The organism is Brachybacterium horti (assembly GCF_054777615.1).
On record NZ_BAAHAM010000002.1, the window covers coordinates 151,365 to 174,613 of the forward strand.

General features: G+C 73.1%; 23 protein-coding genes and 1 other RNA gene. 16 read left to right on the forward strand and 8 right to left on the reverse strand.

The window, feature by feature from the left end; translation table 11 throughout:
- Positions 1-120: 120 nt before the first annotated feature.
- Positions 121-369 (reverse strand): WhiB family transcriptional regulator, encoded by a 249-nt coding sequence (locus ACYVAP_RS05895; RefSeq protein ID WP_103385108.1) that lies wholly within the window; start codon positions 367-369, stop codon positions 121-123.
- 311 nt (positions 370-680) lie between these two features.
- On the opposite strand from ACYVAP_RS05895, the gene ACYVAP_RS05900 reads away from it, so the two are divergent.
- Positions 681-1,118, forward strand: coding sequence for a hypothetical protein (locus ACYVAP_RS05900; RefSeq protein ID WP_137770391.1), 438 nt, complete (start codon positions 681-683; stop codon positions 1,116-1,118).
- A 99-nt stretch (positions 1,119-1,217) separates the two neighbouring features.
- Here the strand turns inward: ACYVAP_RS05900 and ACYVAP_RS05905 are convergent, their stop codons facing one another.
- The 6 genes from ACYVAP_RS05905 to ACYVAP_RS05930 form a co-directional block, all read right to left on the reverse strand.
- The gene (locus tag ACYVAP_RS05905) at positions 1,218-3,737 is read right to left on the reverse strand and encodes an ABC transporter permease family protein (RefSeq protein ID WP_498859948.1); all 2,520 of its coding nucleotides are present in this window, start codon (positions 3,735-3,737) and stop codon (positions 1,218-1,220) included.
- Complete coding sequence (locus ACYVAP_RS05910; RefSeq protein WP_498859949.1) at positions 3,734-4,477, reverse strand: ABC transporter ATP-binding protein; 744 nt, start codon at positions 4,475-4,477, stop codon at positions 3,734-3,736. The genes ACYVAP_RS05905 and ACYVAP_RS05910 overlap by 4 nt, the downstream gene beginning before the upstream one ends.
- Before the next feature lie 118 nt (positions 4,478-4,595).
- A complete protein-coding gene (locus tag ACYVAP_RS05915; RefSeq protein ID WP_498859950.1) occupies positions 4,596-5,324 on the reverse strand; it encodes a transcriptional regulator in 729 nt (242 codons plus the stop codon).
- A complete protein-coding gene (locus tag ACYVAP_RS05920) occupies positions 5,321-6,664 on the reverse strand; it encodes a sensor histidine kinase (RefSeq protein WP_498859951.1) in 1,344 nt (447 codons plus the stop codon). Before ACYVAP_RS05920 ends, ACYVAP_RS05915 begins: the two co-directional genes overlap by 4 nt.
- 79 nt (positions 6,665-6,743) lie before the next feature.
- The gene (locus tag ACYVAP_RS05925) at positions 6,744-7,493 is read right to left on the reverse strand and encodes an SOS response-associated peptidase (RefSeq protein ID WP_498859952.1); all 750 of its coding nucleotides are present in this window, start codon (positions 7,491-7,493) and stop codon (positions 6,744-6,746) included.
- 1 nt (position 7,494) lies between these two features.
- Entirely contained in the window at positions 7,495-8,682 is a 1,188-nt protein-coding gene (locus ACYVAP_RS05930) for a YihY/virulence factor BrkB family protein (protein WP_498859953.1), read from the reverse strand.
- 217 nt (positions 8,683-8,899) lie between these two features.
- Between ACYVAP_RS05930 and ACYVAP_RS05935 the strand changes: the two genes are divergently transcribed.
- The 13 genes from ACYVAP_RS05935 to smpB all read left to right on the forward strand — a co-directional run bounded on the left by ACYVAP_RS05935 (position 8,900) and on the right by smpB (position 20,418).
- On the forward strand, positions 8,900-10,126 hold the full coding sequence (locus tag ACYVAP_RS05935) for a TadA family conjugal transfer-associated ATPase (protein WP_498859954.1): 1,227 nt from the start codon (positions 8,900-8,902) through the stop codon (positions 10,124-10,126).
- Positions 10,123-10,995, forward strand: a complete 873-nt coding sequence (locus tag ACYVAP_RS05940; RefSeq protein ID WP_498859955.1) for a type II secretion system F family protein — start codon at positions 10,123-10,125, stop codon at positions 10,993-10,995. Before ACYVAP_RS05935 ends, ACYVAP_RS05940 begins: the two co-directional genes overlap by 4 nt.
- The gene (locus ACYVAP_RS05945) at positions 10,992-11,936 is read left to right on the forward strand and encodes a type II secretion system F family protein (protein WP_498859956.1); all 945 of its coding nucleotides are present in this window, start codon (positions 10,992-10,994) and stop codon (positions 11,934-11,936) included. The genes ACYVAP_RS05940 and ACYVAP_RS05945 overlap by 4 nt, the downstream gene beginning before the upstream one ends.
- Before the next feature lie 79 nt (positions 11,937-12,015).
- Entirely contained in the window at positions 12,016-12,243 is a 228-nt protein-coding gene (locus ACYVAP_RS05950; protein ID WP_498859957.1) for a hypothetical protein, read from the forward strand.
- 115 nt (positions 12,244-12,358) lie between these two features.
- Positions 12,359-12,793, forward strand: a complete 435-nt coding sequence (locus ACYVAP_RS05955) for a TadE/TadG family type IV pilus assembly protein (protein ID WP_498859958.1) — start codon at positions 12,359-12,361, stop codon at positions 12,791-12,793.
- Entirely contained in the window at positions 12,790-13,323 is a 534-nt protein-coding gene (locus tag ACYVAP_RS05960) for a hypothetical protein (protein WP_498859959.1), read from the forward strand. The genes ACYVAP_RS05955 and ACYVAP_RS05960 overlap by 4 nt, the downstream gene beginning before the upstream one ends.
- Positions 13,320-13,820 carry a pilus assembly protein TadG-related protein gene (locus ACYVAP_RS05965; protein WP_498859960.1) on the forward strand — a complete coding sequence of 167 codons (501 nt, stop codon included), beginning with the start codon at positions 13,320-13,322 and terminating at the stop codon, positions 13,818-13,820. Before ACYVAP_RS05960 ends, ACYVAP_RS05965 begins: the two co-directional genes overlap by 4 nt.
- A 247-nt stretch (positions 13,821-14,067) precedes the next feature.
- On the forward strand, positions 14,068-15,255 hold the full coding sequence (locus ACYVAP_RS05970) for a glycerate kinase (protein WP_498859961.1): 1,188 nt from the start codon (positions 14,068-14,070) through the stop codon (positions 15,253-15,255).
- A gap of 11 nt (positions 15,256-15,266) precedes the next feature.
- Positions 15,267-16,382: a peptide chain release factor 2 gene (gene prfB, locus ACYVAP_RS05975; protein WP_264449361.1), complete on the forward strand. Its 1,116-nt coding sequence runs from the start codon at positions 15,267-15,269 to the stop codon at positions 16,380-16,382.
- 190 nt (positions 16,383-16,572) lie between these two features.
- The gene (gene ftsE, locus ACYVAP_RS05980) at positions 16,573-17,526 is read left to right on the forward strand and encodes a cell division ATP-binding protein FtsE (protein WP_498859962.1); all 954 of its coding nucleotides are present in this window, start codon (positions 16,573-16,575) and stop codon (positions 17,524-17,526) included.
- Positions 17,523-18,440, forward strand: a complete 918-nt coding sequence (gene ftsX / locus ACYVAP_RS05985) for a permease-like cell division protein FtsX (protein ID WP_264449364.1) — start codon at positions 17,523-17,525, stop codon at positions 18,438-18,440. Before ftsE ends, ftsX begins: the two co-directional genes overlap by 4 nt.
- A gap of 2 nt (positions 18,441-18,442) precedes the next feature.
- Entirely contained in the window at positions 18,443-19,747 is a 1,305-nt protein-coding gene (locus tag ACYVAP_RS05990) for a M23 family metallopeptidase (RefSeq protein WP_498859963.1), read from the forward strand.
- Between the two features lie 167 nt (positions 19,748-19,914).
- Positions 19,915-20,418 (forward strand): SsrA-binding protein SmpB, encoded by a 504-nt coding sequence (smpB, locus tag ACYVAP_RS05995; RefSeq protein ID WP_103384891.1) that lies wholly within the window; start codon positions 19,915-19,917, stop codon positions 20,416-20,418.
- 6 nt (positions 20,419-20,424) lie between these two features.
- On the opposite strand, the gene ACYVAP_RS06000 is transcribed toward smpB, so the two are convergent.
- On the reverse strand, positions 20,425-20,988 hold the full coding sequence (locus ACYVAP_RS06000; RefSeq protein ID WP_498859964.1) for a hypothetical protein: 564 nt from the start codon (positions 20,986-20,988) through the stop codon (positions 20,425-20,427).
- 215 nt (positions 20,989-21,203) lie between these two features.
- Here ACYVAP_RS06000 and ssrA point away from each other — a divergent pair.
- Positions 21,204-21,575: a transfer-messenger RNA gene (ssrA, locus tag ACYVAP_RS06005) on the forward strand.
- A 291-nt stretch (positions 21,576-21,866) separates the two neighbouring features.
- Positions 21,867-23,213 carry an MFS transporter gene (locus ACYVAP_RS06010; protein WP_498859965.1) on the forward strand — a complete coding sequence of 449 codons (1,347 nt, stop codon included), beginning with the start codon at positions 21,867-21,869 and terminating at the stop codon, positions 23,211-23,213.
- Positions 23,214-23,249 lie beyond the last annotated feature (36 nt).

Here is a 23,249-nt window from a genome sequence, read left to right on the forward strand (position 1 = left end):
CCGACGACGACGGCGCGGCCGACGGAGGGTCGGCCGCGCCGTGGCGGAGCAGGGGTCCCGCGGCGGGCGGGACGAGGCCCTGATCAGGTCAGGGGTGCCGCAGGCGGTGCGGCGGTGCGATCAGCTCGCGCGACGGGCGCGGGCGTTGCGACGCTTGAGGGAGCGGCGCTCGTCCTCGGACAGGCCGCCCCAGACGCCCGAGTCCTGGCCGGACTCGAGGGCGAACTTCAGGCAGGCGGTCATGACCTCGCACTTCTGGCACACCGCCTTCGCCTCCTGGATCTGCGTGATCGCCGGTCCGGTGTTCCCGATCGGGAAGAACAGCTCGGGATCATGGTTGAGGCACTCGGCACGGTGGCGCCAGTCCATCGTCACTCTCACTTTCCGGAATCGCCCCGTCCCACCGCTGCGGTGGCGCGAGGCGAGGATTGCCCCCGCAAGGGGCGTGCTCGGGGTCGGCGGCCCCGCCGGAGCGTCCCCGTGACGGAGGGACTCCGCCGCGGTTCTCCTCGCCGTGGAGGGGCCTCATCCATTCTCAGCACCGCTCCCGGCGGCGACAAGGGCCTGGCCGCAAAGCCTGGGTGGCACTTCCCACACGGTCCTGCGGGTCCTGTGATGCCGCTCCCGGAGCGCTGGACAGGAGCCCGTGGGAGGGGCATAGGGGCGGATACAGTGCCTCCATGCCCCGCGCCTCCCGTCCCGGCTCCGAGAGCCCTGCCGCCCCCGCCACCGCGAGCGAGCGCGACCCGCGGATCCGCCCTGTGGCCGCCGCGCTGCTCGCCCTCGAGGCGGTCCTGCTCGTCGCCGTGGCGACCTTCTGCTTCGTCGGCGTCTCCGGCGGGCAGCTCGACGGCCGCTTCGGCACCGGGCTCGGCGTGTTCCTCCTGCTGTTCGCGGCGGGCGCCGCGGTGGCCGCGCGCTCGATCCTCGTGCGGGGCCGCTTCGGCCTCGGCTACGGCATCACCTGGCAGCTGTTCCAGGCCCTCGTCGGGGCGAGCATGCTGAGCGGCGGCCTCGTCTGGCAGGGCGCGCTCGCCCTCGTCGTCGCGATCGCCGCGTTCCTGCTGCTGCTCTCCCTGGTGCGCTCGACCCCGCTGCCCACCGGTGAGGGGCGCTGAGCGGGCCCCGACCCGCAGGAGACCGAGAAGAAGGGCCCGGAGGAGCGATCCTCCGGGCCCTTCCGCGTCAGCGGCGGTGACGGCCCCCGCCGCGGGGCCTCACTCCGCGGCGGCGAGCGCCGCGGCCGGGGCCGTGCGGGCCGCGGAGCGACCCGGCAGCACGGAGGCCAGGAAGCCGGCGAGCACGGCGGCCACGACCACCAGGACCACCTGGCCCCAGGGGATCGTCACGGTCACCGCGACGGCGGAGCCCAGCAGCGCGATGACGCCGAGCCCTCCGTAGACCGCGCCGAGGACGATCCCCAGCGCGGCGCCGATGAGCGCGAGCAGCACGCCCTCCCAGCCGAGCATCGCGCGCATCTGGCGGCGCGTGGTTCCCAGCGCCCGCAGCAGCGCGTTCTCCCCGCGCCGCTCGACCACGCCGAGGCTCAGGGTGTTCGCCACGCCGACCAGCGCGACGAGCACGGCGACGGCGAGCAGGCCCACCGTGATGCCGAGCAGGACCCGCAGGACCTGGCCGTACATCTCGCGCTCGGCGCCGCCGGCGACGACGTCGGCCTCCGAGTACCCGTCCCCGGAGGTCACCAGGTACACGGCGTCGACGATGCCGTAGGCGTCGGTGTCGCCGCGGGCGGCGGTGCCCTCGTCCTCGAAGTCGGCGACGACCACGGGGCGGGTGCCGCCCTGGGCGACGGCCTCGAGCGTGCCGGGCGTGAGCATCGGCATCTTGAGGTTCGCGTCGTAGCGGACGGTGAGCTCGCGGGTGCCGCCGTCGGCGGTGGGGACGGTGATCCTCTCGCCGTCCTGCAGGCCTGTCTCCTCGGCGCGCTCCCAACCCACGAGCAGGGTGTCGTCCGCGAGCTCGTCGGCCACGGCCGGTCGGTGCGAGGTCTCGCGCACGGTCTCGGGGTCCAGGCCGTAGACGAGCAGGGGCTCGTCGGCTCCGACGTCGATCCTGCCGACGGTGCCGGACTCGGCGACGCGCACGCCGTCCACGGCGCCGATCTGCGCCGCGGCGTCCTCCGGCATGGCGGCGGCGGAGACCACGAGGTCGATGGGCCGGTTGGAGTCGAGCTCCGCGGTCAGTGACGCCTCGGTGGTGCGGGCGCCGACGGCCATCATCGTCATGAGCGTGGTGCCGATGAGCAGGGCGGCGACGGTCGCGGCGCTGCGGCCCGGGCTGCGGGCGATGTTCGCCCCGGCGATCCGCGCGGGGAGACCGCCGATCCGGCCGGCGACGCGGCCCAGCAGCAGGGCCAGCGGCCGGGTGAGCACCACGAGCGCGAGCAGCATGCCGCCGAAGCTCAGCAGCCCGCCGAGCACCGCCAGGAGGATGCCCGGCAGGGGGTGGGAGCCGGCGAGCACGGCGCCGCCGATCATGAGGGCGAGACCCACCCCGGCGCCGATCACGCCGAGCACGCCTCGCACCCCGAAGCCGCCGCGGGGCGGGGCGGCGACGGAGCGCAGCGCCTGCAGCGGGGCGACCCGTGTCGCCGCCCGCACCGGGGCGAGGCCCGCGAGGACGGTGAGGAGGAGACCCGCGAGGATCGGCACGAGGACGGACGTGGGCGAGACGGGCACGGCCATGACCGCGTCGAGCCAGCCGGCGGCGGCGGCCCCCGCGAGCGCGGCCTGCACCAGCAGGTGCCCGCCGATCACGCCGAGCACCGCGCCGACCACGCCCACCAGGGCGGAGTCGCGCAGCACGATGCGGCCCACGCGGCCGCGGGTCGCGCCGAGGGTGCGCAGCAGGGCGAGCGATCGGGTGCGCTGGGCGACGGTCACCGTGAACGTGTTCGCGATGACGACGGCGCTCGTGAACAGCGCGATGACGACGAAGACGCCGAGGATGACGCCGAGGGCGGCGAAGCCCGTCATGAGCTGGTCGACGGCCTCCTGCTCGGCGTCCTCGACGGTGGTGACGGTCGTGCCGCCGGTGCTCGCCGCGGCGGCGACGTCGGCGGGATCGGTGCCGGCGGGGACGGTCGCGAGCCAGGTGTCCGTCGTCGTGCCGCGGGTGGGGCCGAGCAGGAGCGCGGAGTTCGCGTCGTCCGCGAGGATCCGCGGGGTCGCGCCGAGGGCCGCGCCCTCGGCGGCCGGGGCGATGCCGGAGACGGTGAGCGTGTGATCGGTCGTGTCCTCGGGGACGATCGTGCCCGCGGGCAGGGTGACGGTGTCGCCGACCCCCACCTCGAGGGCGTCGGCGGCGGTCCGGTCGAGCACCACCTGGGAGTCGTCCGCGGCGGGGGAGCCCTCCTCGAGGGTGTCCTCGCCGGGCGGGGTGAGGACCACCTGCAGGTAGGGACCGTCGGCCACGGCCGAGGAGGTCAGCTGCGCGAAGCCCTGGGTGAGGGGCCAGACGTCCTCGGTGCCGGCGACCTCGGGGGCGGGCAGCGGCGTCGTGCTCTCCCAGGCGTCGTCCGGGATCTCTTTCTCGACGACGAGGTCGGCGCCGGAGTAGGTCTGGGCGGTGGAGGCGCGCAGGGACTCCTGCACGAGGTTGCCGGCGAGCACCATCACCGCGACGAACGCGCAGGAGAGGGCCACCGTGAGGATCGCCGCGAGGTGGCGGCGCATCGGGGTCAGGCGGATCGGGACGCGGCGTGCGGAGGCGCTCATCGGCGGGCCCCGCGGAGGTCCTCGTCGGAGGCCAGGCGGCCGTCGGCCAGGGTGATGATGCGGTCCGCGCGCTCGGCGGCGTCCCGCTCATGGGTGACCATGACGACGGTCTGGTCGAACTCGTCGACGCTCAGGCGCAGGAAGTCCAGGACCTCCTCCGTGGTGCGGGAGTCGAGGTTGCCGGTGGGCTCGTCCGCGAAGACGACGGCGGGGGAGGTGACCAGGGCGCGGGCGATCGCGACGCGCTGGATCTGCCCGCCGGACATCTGCGAGGGGAGGTGGCCCAGCCGGTCGGTGAGGCCGAAGGCGGAGGTGATCGTGTCGAGCCAGGCGCGGTCCGCACGGCGGCCGGCGAGCTCGAGCGGGAGCAGGATGTTCTGCTCCGCGGTGAGCATGGGCAGCAGGTTGAAGGACTGGAAGACGAAGCCGATGCGGTCGCGGCGCAGTCGGGTCAGCGCATCGTCCCGCAGGCCCGTGATCTCGGTGCCGTCCAGGAGGATCGAGCCGGAGTCCACGGTGTCGAGCCCGGCGAGCACGTGCAGCAGGGTCGACTTGCCGGAGCCGGAGGGGCCCATGACGGCGGTGAAGGCGCCGCGCTCGATGTCCACGTCGACGTGGTCGAGGGCCGTGACGACGCCCTCGCCCCTGCCGTAGGTGCGCACGAGATCGCGGGCGACGAGGGCGGGGCCCGTGCCCGCGCTCGTGGCGGGGGCGAGGGCGGACGGGGACGGCTGGCTCATTGCTCTCCTCGGGACGGGGTCGGGATCCTCGTCGATCCTCGCCCGCGCCGGGCACCCCGGGCATCCGTCCACGGGCCCCGCGCCCTCCACCGCGGGAGGGGGAAGGACGCCCCCGATGTCATACCGAGGGCGGAGCCCCGCCCTCCCCGGGCGTCACGAGCCCCGTCTCGAAGGCTATGATGACGGCCTGCACGCGGTCCCGTGCGCCGATCTTCGCGAGGACGCGCCCCACATGGGTCTTGACGGTGGCCTCGGCGACGAAGAGCTGGGCGCCGATCTCCTGGTTCGAGCAGCCGCGGCCCATGAGCACGAGCACCTCCCGCTCACGCTCCGTGAGCGCGTCGAGCACGGAGGTGTCGCGCTGCTGGGGCTCGGGGGTGCTCACGACCCGCTCGAGCAGGCGGCGCGTCGCCGAGGGGGCGATGACGGCGTCGCCGCGGTGGACGGTGCGGATCGCGGCGAGGAGGTCCTCGGGCTGGGCGTCCTTGAGCAGGAAGCCGCTCGCCCCGGCGCGGATCGCGGAGACGACGTACTCGTCGAGGTCGAAGGTGGTCAGGACGATGACCTTGGGGGCGCGGTCCGGCGGGGACTGCTCGAGGATGCGCGCGGTGGCCTCGATGCCGTCCATCCGCGGCATGCGCACGTCCATGAGCACCACGTCGACCCGGTGGGCGCGCAGCTGCTCGACCGCCTCGGCGCCGTCGGAGGCCTGGACGGTGACCTCGAGGTCGTCCTGCGTGCCGATCACCATCGCGAAGCCCGCCCGGACGAGGGGCTGGTCGTCGACGAGGGCGACGCGCAGGGGGCGGCCGCCGGTGGCGTCGGGGGAGGAGGCGGGAGTGCTCACGGGAGTGTCCTCTCGGGATGGGGCGGGACGTTCGGTGACGGCGGGGCCGACGGGGCCGCGGGAGCCGACGAGGAGCTCGAGGGCGGCGAGGACGTCGGGGCCGATGGCGAGGTCGATGCGGGGGCGCCGAGGGGGATCCGGGCGAGCACCCGGAAGCCGTGCCCGGGCAGCGGGCCCGCCTGCAGCGTCCCGCCGAGCACGCTCATGCGCTCGCGCATGCCGGTGATGCCGTGGCCCTGCCCGTCGGAGGCCGGATCGGTGCCCTGGCCGTCGTCGATCACCTCGACCTCGAGGCCCCCGGCGGAGCGCCGCACGCGCACGGCCGCCGTCGCCCGCGGGCCCGCGTGCTTGAGCGTGTTCGTCAGCGCCTCCTGCACGAGACGGAACAGGGAGGTGCCGACGGACCGGGGGAGGTCGTCGAGGCGCCCGTCCACGTGCAGGTCGACGTCGAGTCCTGCCGTGCGCACCCGGGCCACGAGCTCCTGCAGCATCTCGGGACCCGGCTGGGGGCCGTAGCTCGTCTCGTCGTCCTGGCGCAGCACGCCGAGCAGCGAGCGCATGTCCGCGAGGGCGGAGCGGCCCGTGTCGGCGATCGTCGCGAGGACGTCCGCCGCCTGCTCCGGGCGCACCGAGGCGACGTAGCGGCCGCCGTCGGCCTGCGCGATGATCACGGAGAGGGAATGGGCGACGACGTCGTGCATCTCCCGGGCGATGCGGCTGCGCTCGCCGGCGACCGCGAGGGCGGTGCGCTGCTCCCGCTCCCGCTCCGCCTGCTCCGCGCGCTCGGCGACGAGCCGCATCTGCTGGACGCGGGCGCGCTGGAGGTTCGCGAGCGCCCAGACGGCGACGAGCGCCACGGTCCCCGCGAGAAGCAGCCCTATGAGGGTCACGAGCGCCTCGAGCGGGGAGGACGAGCCGCTCAGCAGCGCGTGGAGCGCCCAGTACGCCGATTGGACGAGCGCGCCGACGACGCCCGCGACGATGCCGAGGGCGTGGACGAGCGGGCGGCCGTAGGCGATCGCGCAGAACATCGCGTAGAAGGTCAGGGCGTCGCCGAGGACCACGGGCACGAGCGGCATGTGGAGCAGCGCGAACGCGGCCATGAGCGCGACGCCGAGGCCCGGGCGGCTGCGGCACACGGCGGCCGCGCCGAGCATGGGCAGGGTCGCCGGCAGCCACCAGCCCCAGGCGCCGGTGAGCAGCGTGAAGCCCAGGAGGGCGACGGCCGCCGCACCGAAGACGGCGGCGTCCACCGTGCCCGGATGGTCGATGACCCAGCGGAAGGGGTCCCGGCGGCCGCGCTCGGGGCGCGCCGGTGCCGGGTGGCTCGAAGGGGTCATGTCCGGAAGCGTAGGGGCCGGCGCCGCCCGCGGTCGTCATCCTGCGGGCGGAGGGCGCCTCCGCCCGGGGTCGGGCGGGTCAGAGCAGCCGCTCCTCGGGCTCGATCAGCTCGGGGCCGTCGTTGCCGACCTTCCCGACGGCGGGGCCGACCTCGCGCAGCTCGAGCGTCGCATCGTCCAGGAGGTGGGCGTCGTCGCGGATCCAGGCGGCCGCGTCGTGCCGGTCGTCCATCGACGTGTCCAGCCAGGCGTCCACCGCGTCGCGGCGCAGCATGACGGGGGTGCGGTCGTGGATGCGGGCGAGCTCCCCGGTCGCCTCGCGGGTGATGATCGTGGCGCTGAGCAGGAAGGTGCCGTCCGTGCTCGCCGCAGGGCCCTCGTGATGGCCCGGGCCCTTCCACCAGGAGACGAGCGCGGCCATGTACAGGCGCGAGCCGTCCTGCGGGGTGATGAAGTACGGCTGCTTCCTGGAGCGCCCGCCCTCGCCGCGCACCCACTCGAAGTAGCCGTCCATCGGGACGATCGCCCGGTAGCGGCCCAGGCTCCCGCGGAAGCTCGGCTTCTCCTCGATCGTCTCCCGCCGCGCGTTGAAGGTGCGCGAGGAGAACGCCTCGTCCTTCGCGAAGGGCGGCAGCAGGCCCCAGCGGGCGACCCGGAGGGCGCGCACCACCTCACCGGACTCCTTGTCCACCGACTCCGTGACCACGTGGATGGGGGCGTTGGGCGGCACGTTCCAGCGCCGGCGCAGCTCGCCGTCCGTGAGGTCCACGGCGTCGAGGTCGTCGAGCAGCGGATCGATCTCCTGGTAGAAGGCGAAGCGACCGCACATGTCAGGAGTCCTTGGACCCGGTCTCGTCCGTCCCGGCGCCCTCGCCGCCGGCGGCGCCTTCCCCGCTCGTCTCGCGCGGGGTCAGGCGGTACTCCTCGGATGTGTAGGAGTCGGCGTCACGGTGGAGGTTCCGCAGGCGGATGTCCCGGCCCTCGTCCACGAGCTTCTCGTGCTTGGACTCCGCCTTCTGCGCGCCCTTCTCGCCGCGCAGCGGGAGGGCGAGGCCGTCCTCCGCGGGACGCCCGGCCTCGAGCTCGCGGGCGCGCTCGAACTCGGCGTCGACCTCCGCGCCGATCAGCACCACGATGTTCATGATCCACAGGGCGAACAGCACGGCCATGATGCCGCCGATCGCGCCGTAGCTCGAGTAGCTCGCGAAGGTGGTCATGTAGATCGAGACGGCGACCGCGGCGACGGCCACGCCGATGATCGCGACGACGCCGCCGGGGGAGATGAGGCGGAACGGCTTGTCGACGTTCGGGGCGCCCCAGTAGAGCAGGGAGATGAGCGCGAAGGCGAGCAGCAGGATGACGGGCCACTTCACCCACGCCCAGATCGGCAGGAAGGAGTCCATGAGGAAGGTGAGCACGCCGCCCGCGCCGATCGAGTCCGCGATCGGGCCCAGCACGCCCTGCACGATCGTCTCGTTGAGCAGGATCGAGACGAGCACGAGCAGGATCCCGAGGACGAGCGCGGCGGTGAGGGCGAGCATGCCGCCGTTGAGACGGATCGGGCCACGGCCCTCGGGCACCTCGTAGATGTCGTTGGCGACGCGGCCGAAGGCCTTCACGTACGCGGAGGCGGACCACAGCGCGGTCGCGATACCGATGATGAGCGCGATCGTGCCGCCGCTCGCGGAGCCCATGAGCGAGTCGACCGTGGACTTCACGGCGCCCTCGGCGCCCAGTCCGCTGCCGCCGGCCGCGCTGTTGATCGCGTCGACGAGGAGCTGGGAGATCTGGTCCTTGATGCTCGAGAGCAGCAGGGTCGCGAGGGAGAAGACGGCCAGCAGGGTCGGCGCGATGGACAGCACCATGAAGTAGGTCAGCTTCGCGGCCTGATCGGTGCCGCCGTCCCGGGAGAACTCCGAGAGGACCCGCTTGGCCATGTACTTCAGCGTGGGCCGGCTGAGCCGGGGGGAGGAGTCGAGCTCGCCGTTCGAGCCGGGCGATGCGGAGGACAGTGCCATGAACGTGCTCCTGACGGGACGGGGCGCGCGGCGGCGCCACGGTGTGTCACCTGCACCGACATCCTTGCACGAAAGGAGTCTGGGAGAGTTGTCCACATTCTCGGGGAGCGGCGAGCGGGCGGGGTGCCGCGCTTCCTACAGTGACCGGCGAGGAACGACGCGGGACCGACCGAGGGGTCGGCGCCGCCCGCGATCGTCAACCGCCGAGGGGAGTGGGATGGACGCCGCCACCATCATCGAGGCCGAGTCGCGGGAGCTGATCCGCCGCCGCGGCCTCGATGCGCGCGCCGACGGGCTCGAGCCGCTCATCCGTGAGGTCGTCACCGACTACGACCGCCGCGCCGCGGGCGGCGCCGTGCCCACCATGCGCGACACGGACCTCGTGGTCGCGGAGGTCGCGGCGAGGATCGGCGGCTTCGGCCCCCTCCAGGACCTGCTCGACGACCCGGGCGTCGAGGAGATCTGGGTCAACTCGCCCACTCAGATCTTCTGCGCCCGCAACGGGCGCAGCGAGCTCACCACGATCGTCATGACGGACGACGAGGTGCGCGGGGTCGTCGAGCGGATGCTCGTGAGCTCCGGGCGCCGGCTCGACCTCAGCACCCCCTTCGTGGACGCTCTCCTGCCGGACGGCTCCCGCCTCCACGTGGTCATCCCCTCGGTCACCCGGCGCCACGCCTCCGTCAACATCCGCAAGTTCGTCGCCAAGGCCCACGACCTCGAGGGCATGGTGCAGCTCGGCTCGCTCACCCCGCAGGCCGCGGCCTTACTCGACGCCGCCGTCGCCGCCGGCCTCAACGTCATCGTCAGCGGCGCGACCGGTGCCGGGAAGACGACCTTCCTGCGCTGCCTCGCCCAGTCCGTCGGGCCCCGCGAGCGCGTCGTCACCATCGAGGAGGTCTTCGAGCTCGCGCTGCCGCTGCGGGACGTGGTCGCCCTCCAGACCCGCCAGGCGAACCTCGAGGGCACCGGCGAGATCTCCATGCGGCGCCTCGTGAAGGAGGCGCTGCGCATGCGCCCCAGCCGCATCGTCGTGGGGGAGGTGCGCGAGGCGGAGGCGCTGGACATGCTCATCGCCCTCAACAGCGGGCTGCCCGGACTCTGCACCCTGCACGCGAACTCCGCGCGGGACGCGGTCGCGAAGCTCTGCACGCTGCCGCTGCTCGCCGGGGAGAACGTCGCGAGCCGCTTCGTCGTCCCCACCGTCGCGAGCGCTATCGACATCGTCGTCCACCTCGACATGTTCGCCGACGGCCGCCGGCGGGTCCGCGAGATCGTGGGCCTCTCCGGGCGCGTCGAGGACGAGGTCATCGAGGTCTCCGACCTCTTCAGCGTCCAGGGCGACCGCCTCGTCCGCGGCGACGGGCACCCGCCGCACCCGGACCGCTTCGCCCGTGCCGGCGTCGACCTCCGCAGGATCCTCGCGCCCGGGGAGGCGGCATGATCGACGGCGCCTTCGTCGGCCTCGTGCTGGGCCTCGGGCTGCTCGCGATCTGGTGGTCGCTCTGGGAGCAGGAAGGATCCACCGCGCGCCGCGGCCGGATCGGCGAGGTCCTCGACCGGCTCCGCGACGACCTCGTCGTCGTCGGTCTCGGGACGGTCCCGCCGATCGCGGTCCCCCTGCTGAGCGCCGGCCTCGGGCTGGTGGTCGCCGCGGCGCTGTGGGCGGTCTCCGGCGCGGTGGTCCCCTCGGTCACCATCGGCACCGCCTCGAGCGGCCTCCCGGTCCTGCTGCTGCGCTCCGCCGCGCGGCGTCGCGCCACCGCCCTGCGCGAGGTGTGGCCGGAGGCCGTCGACCACATCAACTCCGCGATCCGGGCGGGGCTCTCGCTGCCCGAGGCCCTCGTCCAACTCAGCCGCAAGGGCCCCGAGCAGCTGCGTCCCGCGTTCACCGAGTTCGGGCGGGACTACCAGGCCAGCGGTGACTTCGCCTCGAGCCTGGACCGGCTCAAGGTGCGCCTCGCGGATCCCGTCGGCGACCGCATCGTCGAGGCCCTGCGCATCACCCGCGACGTGGGAGGCACCGACCTGGGCGCACTGCTGCGCACGCTCTCGGCGTTCCTGCGCGAGGACGCCCGGACCCGCGCGGAGATCGAGGCCCGCCAGTCCTGGACCGTGAACGCCGCCCGCCTCGCCCTCGTCGCCCCGTGGCTCGTGCTGGCCCTCATGGCGACGCGGCCCGAGGCCGCGCAGGCCTACGACTCGAGCGCGGGGCTCGTGATGATCCTCGGCGGCGCCGTCGTCTCCGTGATCGCCTACCGCGTCATGCTCGTCATCGCGCGGCTCCCTCAGGACGAGCGGGTGCTGCGATGACCGGGCCGAGCACCGTCGTCGCGGGAGCCCTGCTGGGCCTCATGCTCGGCGTCGGGCTGGTCCTGATCAGCGGGTTCCTGCCCTGGCTGCGACGCCGCGACCTCGCCGCGCGCGTCGACCCGTACCTGCGTCGCGCCGCGGACAGCGCCCTGCTCGACGCCTCGCCCTCCTCCGGCCGCGCCCGCCTCGTGGTCGAGAACCTCCTGGGCCCCGTCGCCCAGCACGCGCTCGGCCTGCTCGAGCGGCTCACGGGAGGCGCGGAGCAGCTCGAGAAGCGGCTGCGCCTCGCGGGCCGGCGCAGCAGCGTGGACTCCTTCCGCATCGAGCAGGTGGTTCTCGGTGCGATCGGCCTCGTGGTCGGCCTCGGCGTCGCGCTCGCCGCGATCGGCCTGCGCGGGACGAGCCCCCTCATGGGTCTGCTCATCGTCGCGATCGGCGTGATCCTCGGGGTCCTCCTGCGCGACTACCTGCTGACCATGGAGATCAAGCGCCGCGCCTCGCGCATGGCCCGGGAGTTCCCCACCGTCGCCGATCTCCTCGCGCTCGCCGTCGCGGCCGGCGAGAGCCCCATCGGGGCGATGGAGCGGGTCGCCCGCTCCTCGACCGGTGCGCTGCCGGACGAGTTCGCGGCGACCGTCGCGGACATCCACGCCGGGACCGGCGTCGCCCCGGCGCTCGCGGCGCTCGGCACGCGCACCCCGCTCACGGCACTCGCCCGGTTCGGTGAGGGCGTCTCCGTCGCCATCGAGCGCGGCACCCCGCTCGCGGACGTGCTCCGCGCCCAGGCGCAGGACGCGCGGGAGTCCGCCAAGCGGGACCTCATGGAGACCGCCGGCCGCCGTGAGGTGGTCATGCTCGTCCCCGTCGTGTTCCTGGTCCTGCCGCTCGTCATCGTCTTCGCGATCTTCCCCGGCCTCGCCGTCCTGGAGATCGCGCTGTGAGGCGCTCCGCGCCGACCTGTCCCACCCCGCCCATCCGTCCCTGCATCGCACGCACACCGAACCGTCCGAGGAGGACACCATGACCGTGCACCGCACCCACCTCGCCCGCCCGAAGCCGCCGGTCCACCGCCGGCTGCTCGCCGCCCTCGCCTCCCGCCTCTGCTCCGAGCGCGGGGACGTCCCCGGCTGGGTCCTCATCACCCTGATGACCGCCGGGATCGTCATCGCCCTGTGGGCCGTGGCGAGCGACCAGATCGTGCAGATCTTCGAGAACGCGATGGCGCCGTTCCTCGGCGGCTCGCTCTGAGCGTTCCCGTCCCGTCCTGACATCCCGCACGACCAGCCCGGAGAGGAGGTCCTCGTCGATGACGCGTCCATCAGACCTGTCCCCGACGTCTCGTCCGGCATCGCGCCCAACGGCGGTGGCGACGGCGACCGGAGCCTTCTCACGCGCACGGCCGATCCGCCTCGACCGACTGCGGGACCAGCTCGCCTCGGAACGGGGCTCCGCCGTCGCAGAGTTCCCGATGGTCGCGGCGCTGATCATCGTCATCGCCCTCACGATCGTGCAGGCGGCGCTGCTCCTGCACACGCGCAACACGCTCACCGACGCGGCCGTCCAGGGCGCGCACCGGGCGGCACTCGTGGGCGCCACCCCGGAGGACGGCGCGCTCCGGGCGGAGCGGCTGATCGCCGAGCGCTTCGGCTCCGGATACGACGCGCATGCCGTGGCCTCCCAGGACGCCGACGGCCTCGTGACCGTCGAGGTCGAGGCGACGCTCCCGCTCGTGGGACTGCTGGGTCCCGAGGCCTCCCTGCACGTCGAGGGGCGCGCCCTGGACGAGGAGTCCTGGTGAGCGGGCGGCCGGTCCCGCGACGGCGTCGGGGACCCGGCGCCGAGCTCCGCCTCGCCACTGGCCGCCACCTCCCGGCGGGCGCGCGGCGCGGCGTCCGGACCGCCGGGCCCGCGGGGGAGGACGGCAACGCCCTCGTGGAGTTCGTCGTGCTCGGCGTCGCGCTCCTGATCCCGACCCTGTACCTCGTGCTGACCCTCGGCTCGGTGCAGTCCGCGGTCTTCGCGGCGGACGTCGTCGCCCGCGACGCCGCCCGCATCCACGCCGTCGAGGAGGATCCGGGCACGGCCCGGGACCGCGCCGCCCGGCACACCCGGCTCGTGCTCGAGGACTTCGGCCTCGAGGCCCAGGACGTCGTGACGATCTCCTGCACCGAGGATCCCTGCTCGACCCCCGGCGGCCTCGTCACCGCGCAGGTGCGGATCCCCGTGCCGGTGCCGGGCCTCGGACCCGTCCTCGGCGGTGGGGGACCGGTCGCCGTGAGCGCGACCCACGCCGTGCCCGTGGACCGCTATCGGGCGCCGAACGGATGAGCGCCGTGCCCCGTCCCGTGCATCGCGCCCGCCCCCACGGTCCCGGACCGCGCTCCCTGCGCGCGGCGATCCGCGCGAGCGAGGGATCGATGACCGTCCTCACCACCGGGGTGCTCGTCGTGATCCTGCTGGTGATGGCCGTGGGCGCCGCGATCACCGGGGTGCACCTCGAGCGCAACGAGCTGCAGTCCGCGGCCGACTCGATCGCGCTCGCCGCTGCCCAGGGAGTGGACATGGAGGAGATCTACACGGCCGGCGACTCCTCCCCGATCACGGAGTCCTCGGCCCGGGCCGCCGCGGAGGAGCAGCTCTCCCGCTACCCGCTGGACACCACCCGCACCCACGACATCGGGCTCGACGAGGTGAGCGTGGAGGCGGACGGCACCGTGCGCATCGTCCTCTCCGCGCGCACGGACCCGCCGCTGGCCGGATGGTTCACGCGCCGGAGCGGCACCTCGATCCCGCTCCATGTCGAGGGCGAGTCGCGCGCCCGCTGATCGGGACGGGCGCACCCGCCCGCCGACCCCGGCACCGACCGATGGGCAGGATGCGCGCGCCCGGCTCACGCCCCTCCCGACCCGTGGCCGCACGTCGACCCCGGTGAGCGCCGTCGACTAGCGTGCGTGCAGCACGCGCCGCAGAGCCGCCGCCCGCAGCGCCCGTCCCGCCCGCACCACCCGGAGACCCGCCGATGACGCCGTCGCACCCGAGAACCGCTCCTTCCCCGCACCCGGGAGCCTCGGCATGACGGCCGTCCTGCTCGCCCCGGACAAGTTCAAGGGCTCCCTCACCGCCGCGCAGGTCGCGGCCGCCCTCGCCCGCGGGATCACGGCGACATCTCCCGGAGCCTCGCTCGCGAGCTGCCCGATCGCGGACGGCGGCGACGGCACGGTCGACGCCGCGATCGCCGCCGGCGCCGAGGAGCGCACGACGTGGATCACCGGGCCCACGGGCGAGCCGCGCGAGGGGACCTGGGCCCTCGACGGGGACGTCGCCGTGCTCGAGCTCGCGAGCGCCGTGGGCCTCGCGGCGCTCCCGGGCGGGCACCTCGCCCCGCGCGCTGTCTCGACCCGCGGGCTCGGGGAGCTGATCCACGCGGCCGTCGGCGCCGGAGCCCGCACGATCGTCGTGGGTCTCGGAGGGAGCGCCTCGACCGACGCCGGCGCGGGACTGCTCCAGGCCCTCGGCGCGGGACTGCTCGCCGCCGGCGGCGAGCCGATCGCCCCGGGTCTCGCCGGGCTCGAGCAGCTCGCGCAGGCGGACGTCGCCCCGGCCCTCGCCGCCCTCAACGGCGTGACCCTGATCGCCGCGAACGACGTCGCGAACCCCCTGCTCGGCCCCGAGGGCGCGGCCGCGGTGTACGGCCCGCAGAAGGGCCTGGACGAGGACGGCGTGCGCGAGGCGGAGGCGATCCTCACGAGCGCGGCCGCGCTCCTGGACCCCGACGGTGGGCACGCGCGCGCCGCCGGCGCCGGGGCTGCCGGGGGGACCGGCTTCGCCCTGCTGCTGCTCGGGGCGACCCAGCGCTCCGGGGCGGACGTCGTCCTCGAGCTCGCCGGCTTCGACGAGCGTCTCGCCGGCGCCGATCTCGTGGTGACGGGGGAGGGGAAGCTCGATGAGCAGACCCTGCACGGCAAGGGCCCGGCGGAGGTCGCCCGCCGCGCCGTCGCCGCCGGGATCCCGGTGTGGGCGGTCGCGGGAGCCGTCACCCTCGGCCCCGAGCAGCTCGAGCAGACCGGGATCCGCCGCGCCCTGGACCTGGTCTCCCGCGCGGACGGCGTCGAGGACGCGATCGCCCGCGGCGAGGAGCTGCTGGAGGCGATCGGCGAGGAGATCGGGCAGGCGATCGAGGCGGGTCACGTCCGTGAGATGGGACGCCCCGCGACCGTCGCACCCGGCGATCCCGCAGGCCCCCGGCCGCCCCTGCCGTAGACTCCCCCCTCGTGGCTGCCATCGACTTCTCCGAAGAGATCCCCCATCTGCGCTCGACGCTCTCGTCGATCGAGCAGGTGACGGACATCGACGCCCTCGACGAGAAGATCGCCGGGCTCGAGCAGCAGGCCTCCGCGCCCGATCTCTGGGACGACGTCGAGAACGCCCAGAAGGTCTCCGCCGCCCTCTCGCACGCCCAGGCCGAGCGCCGCCGCATCTCCGAGCTCTCCAGCCGCATCGAGGACCTCGAGGTCATGGTCGAGCTCGCCGCGGAGGAGGACGACGAGGACACCCTCGCCGAGGCGGAGTCCGAGTACCGCTCGATCAAGAAGTCCCTCGACGAGCTCGAGGTGCGCACCCTGCTCGCCGGCGAGTACGACGAGCGCAATGCGGTCGTGACGATCCGCGCGGGCGCCGGCGGCGTCGACGCGGCGGACTTCGCCGAGATGCTCCTGCGCATGTACGTGCGCTGGGCGGAGCGCCACGGCTACCCGACCAAGATCATGGACACCTCCTACGCGGAGGAGGCGGGCCTGAAGTCCGTCACCTTCGAGGTCTCCGCGCCCTTCGCCTACGGCACCCTCTCCGTCGAGGGCGGCACCCACCGCCTCGTGCGCATCAGCCCCTTCGACAACCAGGGGCGCCGCCAGACCTCCTTCGCGGCGGTCGAGGTGATCCCGCTGATCGAGTCCACGGACTCCGTGGAGATCCCGGAGAACGAGCTCAAGGTCGACGTGTTCCGCTCCTCGGGCCCCGGCGGCCAGAGCGTGAACACGACCGACTCGGCCGTGCGCATGACCCACATCCCCACCGGCATCGTGGTCTCGATGCAGGACGAGAAGTCGCAGATCCAGAACCGCGCTGCGGCGCTGCGGGTCATGCAGTCCCGGCTGCTGCTGCTGAAGAAGGCCGAGGAGGCCGCGGAGCGCAAGGAGCTCGCGGGTGACGTGAAGGCCAGCTGGGGCGACCAGATGCGCTCCTACGTGCTGAACCCGTACCAGATGGTCAAGGACCTCCGCACCGAGTACCAGGAGGGCAACCCCTCCTCGGTGTTCGACGGAGAGATCGACGCGTTCATCGACGCGGGCATCCGCTGGCGCGCCGGCCAGAACCGCTCCGAGGACTGATCCACGGGGCAGGACCACCCCGCCGCCGCCCGCTGTATCGCCGCTCCTGCGGGCCGCCGCGTCTCCGCCCCGGTCAGGTTTGACCAGGTCTTGACCTCGATCCGGGCGGGCCGTACGGCGCGCCGCCCCGCGCGCCTTCTACCCTGGAACGGCACGACGCCCCCGATGTGACAGGCACCGATCCCCTCCCGTGATCCGTTTCGACAACGTCACCAAGACGTACCTGCGCGGTCAGAGCCCCGCGGTGGAGAACCTCGACATCGAGTTCGCCCGCGGGGAGTTCGTGTTCCTCGTCGGCGCCTCCGGCTCCGGGAAGTCCACCCTCATGCGGATGGTTCTCAAGGAGGTCGCGCCCACGCGCGGCTCCGTCCACGTGGCCGGCAAGGACCTCGCCCGGATCCCCTCGTGGCGCGTGCCTGCGCTGCGCCGCGACATCGGCATGGTGTTCCAGGACTTCCGCCTCCTGCCCTCGAAGACGGCCTACCAGAACATCGAGTTCGCGCTCGCGGTGATCGGCACGCCCCGCAAGGTGGTGCGGCGCCTGGTCCCCGAGATGCTCGAGATGGTGGGCCTGGAGGACAAGGGCCGCCGCCTCCCGCACGAGCTCTCCGGCGGTGAGCAGCAGCGCGTCGCGATCGCCCGCGCCTATGTCAACCGGCCCTCGATCCTGCTGGCCGACGAGCCCACCGGCAACCTCGACCCGGCCACCGCGGAGGGCATCCTGGACCTGCTCGCCGAGATCAACGAGCGCGGGACGACGGTCGTCATGGCCACCCACGACCGCGCCGCCGTGAACCGGATGCGCCGCCGCGTCGTCGAGATGGTGGGCGGCGAGGTCGTGCGCGACGAGGAGGGCGGCGGCTACGAGTCCGCCGTCGAGGACAGCGTCATCTCGGGCCATGCGGAGGACGGCGAGTCGGTGACCGTCGCCGGCGCCGCCGACCCTGCCGATCCCACTCGGCCGTCGGACCCGACGCCCGCTCCCGACGGCGCCGAGAGCGCCGATCGCGCCGGCCGTGATCACGTCGACGAGGTCCGCGCCTCCGAGGACGTCCTCGAGGAGGACCTCATCGACGAGCGCGAGGCCCACCACCTGGACGCGGACGACGCCGCCTTCGCCGAGGACGAGGAGGACCACCGATGAGGGCCCGCTACATCCTCGGGGAGATCCTCACCGGCCTCTGGCGCAACGTCGCGATGGTGATCTCCGTGGTCATCGTGACCGCCGTGTCCCTCTCCTTCGTGGGCGCCGGTCTGCTGATGCAGAAGCAGATCATGGACATGAAGTCCACGCTCGTCGAGCAGTCGCAGGTGACGATCTACCTGTGCTCCCCGCACTCGACCGCCGCCTCGTGCGCCGGGGGAGCGGCGAGCGACGCCCAGATCGAGGAGGTGCGCACCGCCCTCGAGGGCGACGTGCTCTCCCCGTACGTCGAGTCCTACGAGGAGCGCTCGCAGGAGGAGGCGCTGACGATCTACCAGGACCAGTTCTCCGGCGAGGGGTTCGTCTCGAACTTCACCGCCGAGGACATGCCCGTCTCCTTCCACCTCACGCTCAAGGACGCGGAGCAGTCCGCCGCGGTCGTGGAGTTCTTCCAGGGCAGGGACGGCGTCGACGAGGTCACCGATCTCCTGAGCGCCTTCGCCCCGTTCATCGACGTGCTGAACCAGTCCACGCTCTTCGCCCTCGGGCTCGCGGTGCTCATGCTCATCGCGGCCGCGCTGCTGGTCGCCACCACGATCCGCATGTCCGTCGCGGGCAGGCGGCGGGAGATCGCGATCATGCGCCTCGTGGGCGCGTCCAACGTCTTCATCCGTGCCCCGTTCCTGCTCGAGGGGGCGGTCGCCGCGATCATCGGCGGCGTCATCGCCTCGGGGATGCTGTGGCTGGGCCTGCACTACATCGTCGAGGACTGGCTCACGCCGACCCTCGGCGCGGAGCTCATCACCATCACGACCGGGGACCTGCTGTGGGCCGCGCCGATCCTCGTGGTGCTCGGCGCCGTGCTCGCGATCGGCGCCTCCGTGGTGTCCCTGAACCGCTACCTGAAGGTGTGAGCATGAGGCCCTCCGCGCTGCGCCGCCCGCTGACCGTGCTCGCCGCGGCGGCCCTGCTCATGGGGCCGCTGCTCACCGCGCCCGCGGCCCTCGCCGAGGGCTCCAAGGACGACAAGGTCGCCGAGCGCGCCTCGGTGGACCAGCAGCTCGAGGACCTCCGCATCGAGCTGAGCGACGTCGACGACGACCTCGCCCAGACCTACCTCGACCTCGCGGAGACCGAGCTGCTGATCCCGCAGGCGCAGCAGGACCTCGACGACGCCCAGGCGGAGCTCGAGGCGGCCCGCCAGGAGGACCAGCAGACGGGTGACCGGCTCGAGGCGGCGCAGGAGGAGGAGCGGCAGCTCTCCGGCGAGGTCGACACCGGGCAGCAGGAGGTCGACTCCTCCGACGAGGAGCTCAAGCAGGTCGCGATCGAGGCGTACAAGGGCGGCGGGCTGCCCAGCCCGGCGAGCGTGTACCTCGACAGCGCGACGCCGCAGGACGCGGTGGACCGCTCGATGAACTACCGCCTCACCCTGGCCTTCCAGGGCAGCCGCCTGGACTCGCTGCGCACCGATCAGGCGCTCACCGAGAACTCCGCGGACCGCCTCACCGCCGTGCGCGAGGAGATCGACGACCTCAAGCAGCAGTCCGAGGACGCCGTCCAGCGCACCGAGGACGCGGAGCAGAAGGCCTCCGACGCGAAGTCCTCCCTCGACGACCTCTACGCCCAGCAGACCCAGCAGCGGGACGACCTCGAGGCGAAGAAGAAGCAGTACCAGGACCAGGAGGGCGACCTCGAGGACCGCGGCAGCACGCTCGACGACGAGATCGCCGAGCTCGCTCGCCAGGAGAAGGAGCGCGAGCAGGCGGCGGCCGCGTCCACCCCGGCGCCCTCGGGCGGGGACAGCGGCGGCTCGAGCTCCGCGAAGGGCGGCTGGATCCGGCCCGTGGACTCGCGCATGAACTCGAACTTCGGTTGGCGCTACCACCCGATCTACCACACGCGGAAGCTGCACGCGGGCGTCGACTTCCCGGTCGCCTGCGGCACCCCCGTGAAGGCCGCGCACGACGGGCGCGTGCTCTCCACGACCTCCAACCACAACGCGGGCAACAAGCTGATCCTCAGCCACGGCATGTCCGGCGGCAAGGTCATCACGACCTCGTACCACCACCTGCAGAGCTTCGCGGTGAGCACGGGACAGTCGGTCAAGGCCGGCCAGACCGTCGCCTACGTCGGCACGACCGGCTCCTCGACCGGCTGCCACCTGCACTTCGAGGTGCACGAGGACGGCAACGCCGTGGACCCCGCCGGCTACGTGTGACCGTCCGCCCCGCACGCGGCGGCCCGAGGACGGCCGACGGCGGCAGGTGACGTCCGCCCAGGGCGCAGGAAAACGGCTCGTCGCACGGCGCGTCGCCGCGTAGGCTGGGGTGTCCGTCCGCCGCACGAAGGGTGCGGCCCACCGCGGGCGAGCGACAGGAGGACTCCATGGCGAAGAAGACCGACAAGGGCCGGGCGGCGACCGACGACGGCCCCGTCAAGAAGCTCATCGCCTCCAACAAGCGCGCCCGTCACGACTACTTCATCGACGACACCTGGGAAGCGGGCATCGTGCTGACCGGCACCGAGGTGAAGTCGCTGCGCGACCGCGGCGCCTCGCTGATCGACGGCTACTGCTTCATCGAGGGCGGCGAGGTGTGGATGGAGGCCGTCCACATCGCCCCGTACGTCAAGGGCACGTGGACCAACCATGCCGCGCGCCGCAAGCGCAAGCTCCTCCTGCACAAGCGGGAAATCCTCAAGCTCGCCGGCAAGTCCAGCGAGAAGGGCTACACGATCGTGCCGCTCGAGATCTACTTCCTCGGCTCCCACGCGAAGGTCAGCATCGGCCTCGCTCGCGGCAAGAAGGAATGGGACAAGCGGCAGACCCTCCGCGAGCAGCAGGACATGCGCGAGGCGCAGCGCGCCATGCGCCAGCGCGAGCTGGTCTGACGCCGCTCAGAGGCCGCGCTCGAGGCGACGCACCGCACGGCGGCTCGCGCCCACGAGGTCCTTGTCGTCCGCGGCGAGGTGCTCCCGCATCATGAGCGCGCGCCGGGCATCCTCGAGCGCGCTCGTGCGCAGCCGCTCCGCCGCTCGGGGTCGCTCCGCGCCGAGCTCCGCGCGCGCATGCTCGAAGCGGCTCAGCGCCCGCTGGTGGAACACCGCGGCGAGCACGGAGAGCGAGGAGGGCGTCGTCGGGTCCTCGAGGCCGGTCTCCTCGGCGGCGAGGTCGAACTGCTCGTCCGCCGGGAGGAAGGCGCCCTGCCACTGCAGCACCTGCGCGTAGCGGGCGCGGCGCACGGCCCGCACGAGCGGGGGCAGGGCCGGGTCCTCGAGGCCGCGCCGGCCGGCGGCGGCCGCCTCGTCGAGCCGGCGCAGCATCCGCAGGTAGGCGACGGTCCGCGGATCCTCGGGGTGCGCGTCGCACCAGGCGGCGAGGGTGGCGGGATCCTCGACCACCTCGCGCAGGGTGGACTCGTCGATGGTCACCGGTACGCCCTCGGCGAGGAATCCGCTCATCGCCGCATCATCCCGCCGCGGGCGCCGCGAGGTCCAGGGTGAGCCGCTTCGCCGTGAGCTGACGGATATCCGCTGGGCAGTGCGGCCGAGGAGGAGTAGACTCGTCCTCGCTCCCGGGGACCGCGTGCGGCTGCCGGGGACGGGTTGCTTGACAACAGAAGAGTGAGTGCAGGGACGGCCCGAGGGCCGTCACCTACGTGCTGCAACCCACGCAAGGGGACGATCGGTTTCGACGGTAGTTGTCCTGCGAGGGGAAGCGGGCCGAGAACCCGGAGTCAACTCGTTAATGTCCTCCGGAAACCCATAAGTGCCGAAACCAAGCGCACTGACTTCGCTCTCGCTGCCTGATTCAGCGTGAGCAGTCTGGAACCCCGGGCTTGCTCCTGACCCGGATCGTTCCATCATCAAAGGAGCCACTGCTGCCGACCTTCGTCATCGAGGTCGGGTGAACACCTCAGAGTGACTGAGTCCGTCGACGACGTGTCCGTGTGATCGTCGGGACTGAGAAAACGCCTTCACGGACTGCGCCCGGAGAAGCCCTGGCTTCGCACTATCGGACGCGGGTTCGATTCCCGCCGTCTCCACGACTGCACTCACCGACGAAGGCCCCTCACCTGCGCAGCCGCGCGGGGGAGGGGCCTTTCTCGTGCCCGCAGGTCGTCGAGGAGAGGCCTTCGCAGGCGCTCCGAGGGCCCGCCCGAGTTGCCGGGAGTTGCCCCTGGCAAGGGTTGGCAACGGATGCCGGGAGGACTGCAACGAGCCCCAGGATCGGCGCCGGGGCCGTACCGCAGAGGCCTCGTTCTCCCGCGCAGCAGTCGGACCCGCGGCCACCGCGGCCCGTCGCCGGCGCTCCCCGCGGTCCATGAAAGGAGACATCGATGTCTCAGCTCCACGACACCGCCGAGCTCACCGGCTCCGGCGCCCCGACCCCCAGCCGCGGTGCGCCCGGCGCGGTCCCGCACGGGCGTGGTCGCACGGTCGCCGCGCTCGGCTTCTCGCAGGCCGTCGACAACTCCGAGTCCGGCCTCATCAACGTCTTCTTCCCGCTGATCCGCACGGCCTTCGGCCTCGACTACGGCGCGCTCGGCATGCTCACCGCGATCCCGCGCCTCGCGCGCATGCTCTTCGGGCCGTTCTGGGCGATGATGGCGGACCGCTTCGGCCGCAAGAAGATCCTCTTCCTCGTCACGGGCGTCTGGGGCCTGTGGACAGTGCTCGCGGGCTTCGCCCCGAACTACACCGTGCTCGTGGTGCTCTTCGCGATCTCCGCGATCGGCACCGTCGCCTCGGAGCCGATCCTCAACGGCCTGCTGCCGGACATCTTCGCGAAGTCGGAGCGCGGGAAGGCCTACGGGCTCGTGCGCGGGATCGGCGGCGGCGTCGGCATCGTCATGGGTCCCGCGATCGGCATGTTCGGCGCGAACCCCGACGGCTGGCGCTACGCCATGTGGGCCATGGGCGGCGTCTCCATCCTCTCCGGCATCCTGATCCTGCTGTGGGTGCCGAGCACCCGCGGCGTCTCCTCCTCGCTCATCAGCGCGGACCCCGATTCCGGCACCTTCTCCTTCAGCGACGCGCTGAAGCTGTTCCGGATCCCGACCATCGCGCTCACGGTCGCGATGATCCCCCTCGTCACCTCGGTGGCCGTGCTCCCGTTCTTCTCGACCTTCCTGGTCGACGTGCGCCACTACTCGGTGCCCGAGTCGACGGTCATCATGGCCGTGTACTCGGTGGGCACGATGTTCTCCGCGTTCCTGGGCGGCTACCTCGGAGACCTCTTCGACAAGCGCTTCGGGGCGAAAGGGCGGGTCATGCTCATGCAGATCTACCTCGTGACCTTCGCGATCACCGTCGCGCTCACCACCCAGCTGCCCTTCGAGAACCGCCCGTTCGTGTACGGCTCGGCGCTCGTGCTGGGGCTCGTGTTCTCGATCGGCTTCTCCGGCTGCGTGCTGCCGATGATCTCCACCGTCGTCCCGCTGCAGCTGAGCGCCACCGCCTTCGCGTTCCTCTTCTCCTTCGTCCAGGGCGGCATCGCGGCGCTGTTCTCGATGTTCGCCGGCAACATCGCCGACGCGATCGGCCTGGGCGGCACCTTCCTGTGGTTCATGACGGTGCCCTACCTGCTGAACGCCGTCCTGTGGTTCGGCTTCTACAAGGTGTACCCGCGGGACCGCGCCAAGCAGGACGCCCGCACCGCCGCGGTGCTCGACGGCGCGATCTGATTCCTCCCCCGTCGGCGGGACCAGGGGCGCGGCCGC

Bases quoted from the DNA above. Each gene is read 5' to 3' on its own strand.
- ACYVAP_RS05900 (WP_137770391.1), top strand. From the start codon at position 681: ATGCCCCGCGCCTCCCGTCCCGGCTCCGAGAGCCCTGCCGCCCCCGCC.
- ACYVAP_RS05930 (WP_498859953.1), bottom strand. From the start codon at position 8,682: ATGGCACTGTCCTCCGCATCGCCCGGCTCGAACGGCGAGCTCGACTCC.
- smpB (WP_103384891.1), top strand. From the start codon at position 19,915: ATGGCGAAGAAGACCGACAAGGGCCGGGCGGCGACCGACGACGGCCCC.
- ACYVAP_RS06000 (WP_498859964.1), bottom strand. From the start codon at position 20,988: ATGAGCGGATTCCTCGCCGAGGGCGTACCGGTGACCATCGACGAGTCC.
- ACYVAP_RS05920 (WP_498859951.1), bottom strand. From the start codon at position 6,664: ATGACCCCTTCGAGCCACCCGGCACCGGCGCGCCCCGAGCGCGGCCGC.
- ftsX (WP_264449364.1), top strand. From the start codon at position 17,523: ATGAGGGCCCGCTACATCCTCGGGGAGATCCTCACCGGCCTCTGGCGC.
- ACYVAP_RS05925 (WP_498859952.1), bottom strand. From the start codon at position 7,493: ATGTGCGGTCGCTTCGCCTTCTACCAGGAGATCGATCCGCTGCTCGAC.
- ACYVAP_RS05910 (WP_498859949.1), bottom strand. From the start codon at position 4,477: ATGAGCCAGCCGTCCCCGTCCGCCCTCGCCCCCGCCACGAGCGCGGGC.
- ACYVAP_RS05945 (WP_498859956.1), top strand. From the start codon at position 10,992: ATGACCGGGCCGAGCACCGTCGTCGCGGGAGCCCTGCTGGGCCTCATG.
- ACYVAP_RS05935 (WP_498859954.1), top strand. From the start codon at position 8,900: ATGGACGCCGCCACCATCATCGAGGCCGAGTCGCGGGAGCTGATCCGC.
- ACYVAP_RS05970 (WP_498859961.1), top strand. From the start codon at position 14,068: ATGACGGCCGTCCTGCTCGCCCCGGACAAGTTCAAGGGCTCCCTCACC.
- ACYVAP_RS06010 (WP_498859965.1), top strand. From the start codon at position 21,867: ATGTCTCAGCTCCACGACACCGCCGAGCTCACCGGCTCCGGCGCCCCG.
- ACYVAP_RS05950 (WP_498859957.1), top strand. From the start codon at position 12,016: ATGACCGTGCACCGCACCCACCTCGCCCGCCCGAAGCCGCCGGTCCAC.
- ACYVAP_RS05990 (WP_498859963.1), top strand. From the start codon at position 18,443: ATGAGGCCCTCCGCGCTGCGCCGCCCGCTGACCGTGCTCGCCGCGGCG.
- ACYVAP_RS05905 (WP_498859948.1), bottom strand. From the start codon at position 3,737: ATGAGCGCCTCCGCACGCCGCGTCCCGATCCGCCTGACCCCGATGCGC.
- ACYVAP_RS05940 (WP_498859955.1), top strand. From the start codon at position 10,123: ATGATCGACGGCGCCTTCGTCGGCCTCGTGCTGGGCCTCGGGCTGCTC.
- ACYVAP_RS05895 (WP_103385108.1), bottom strand. From the start codon at position 369: ATGGACTGGCGCCACCGTGCCGAGTGCCTCAACCATGATCCCGAGCTG.
- ACYVAP_RS05965 (WP_498859960.1), top strand. From the start codon at position 13,320: ATGAGCGCCGTGCCCCGTCCCGTGCATCGCGCCCGCCCCCACGGTCCC.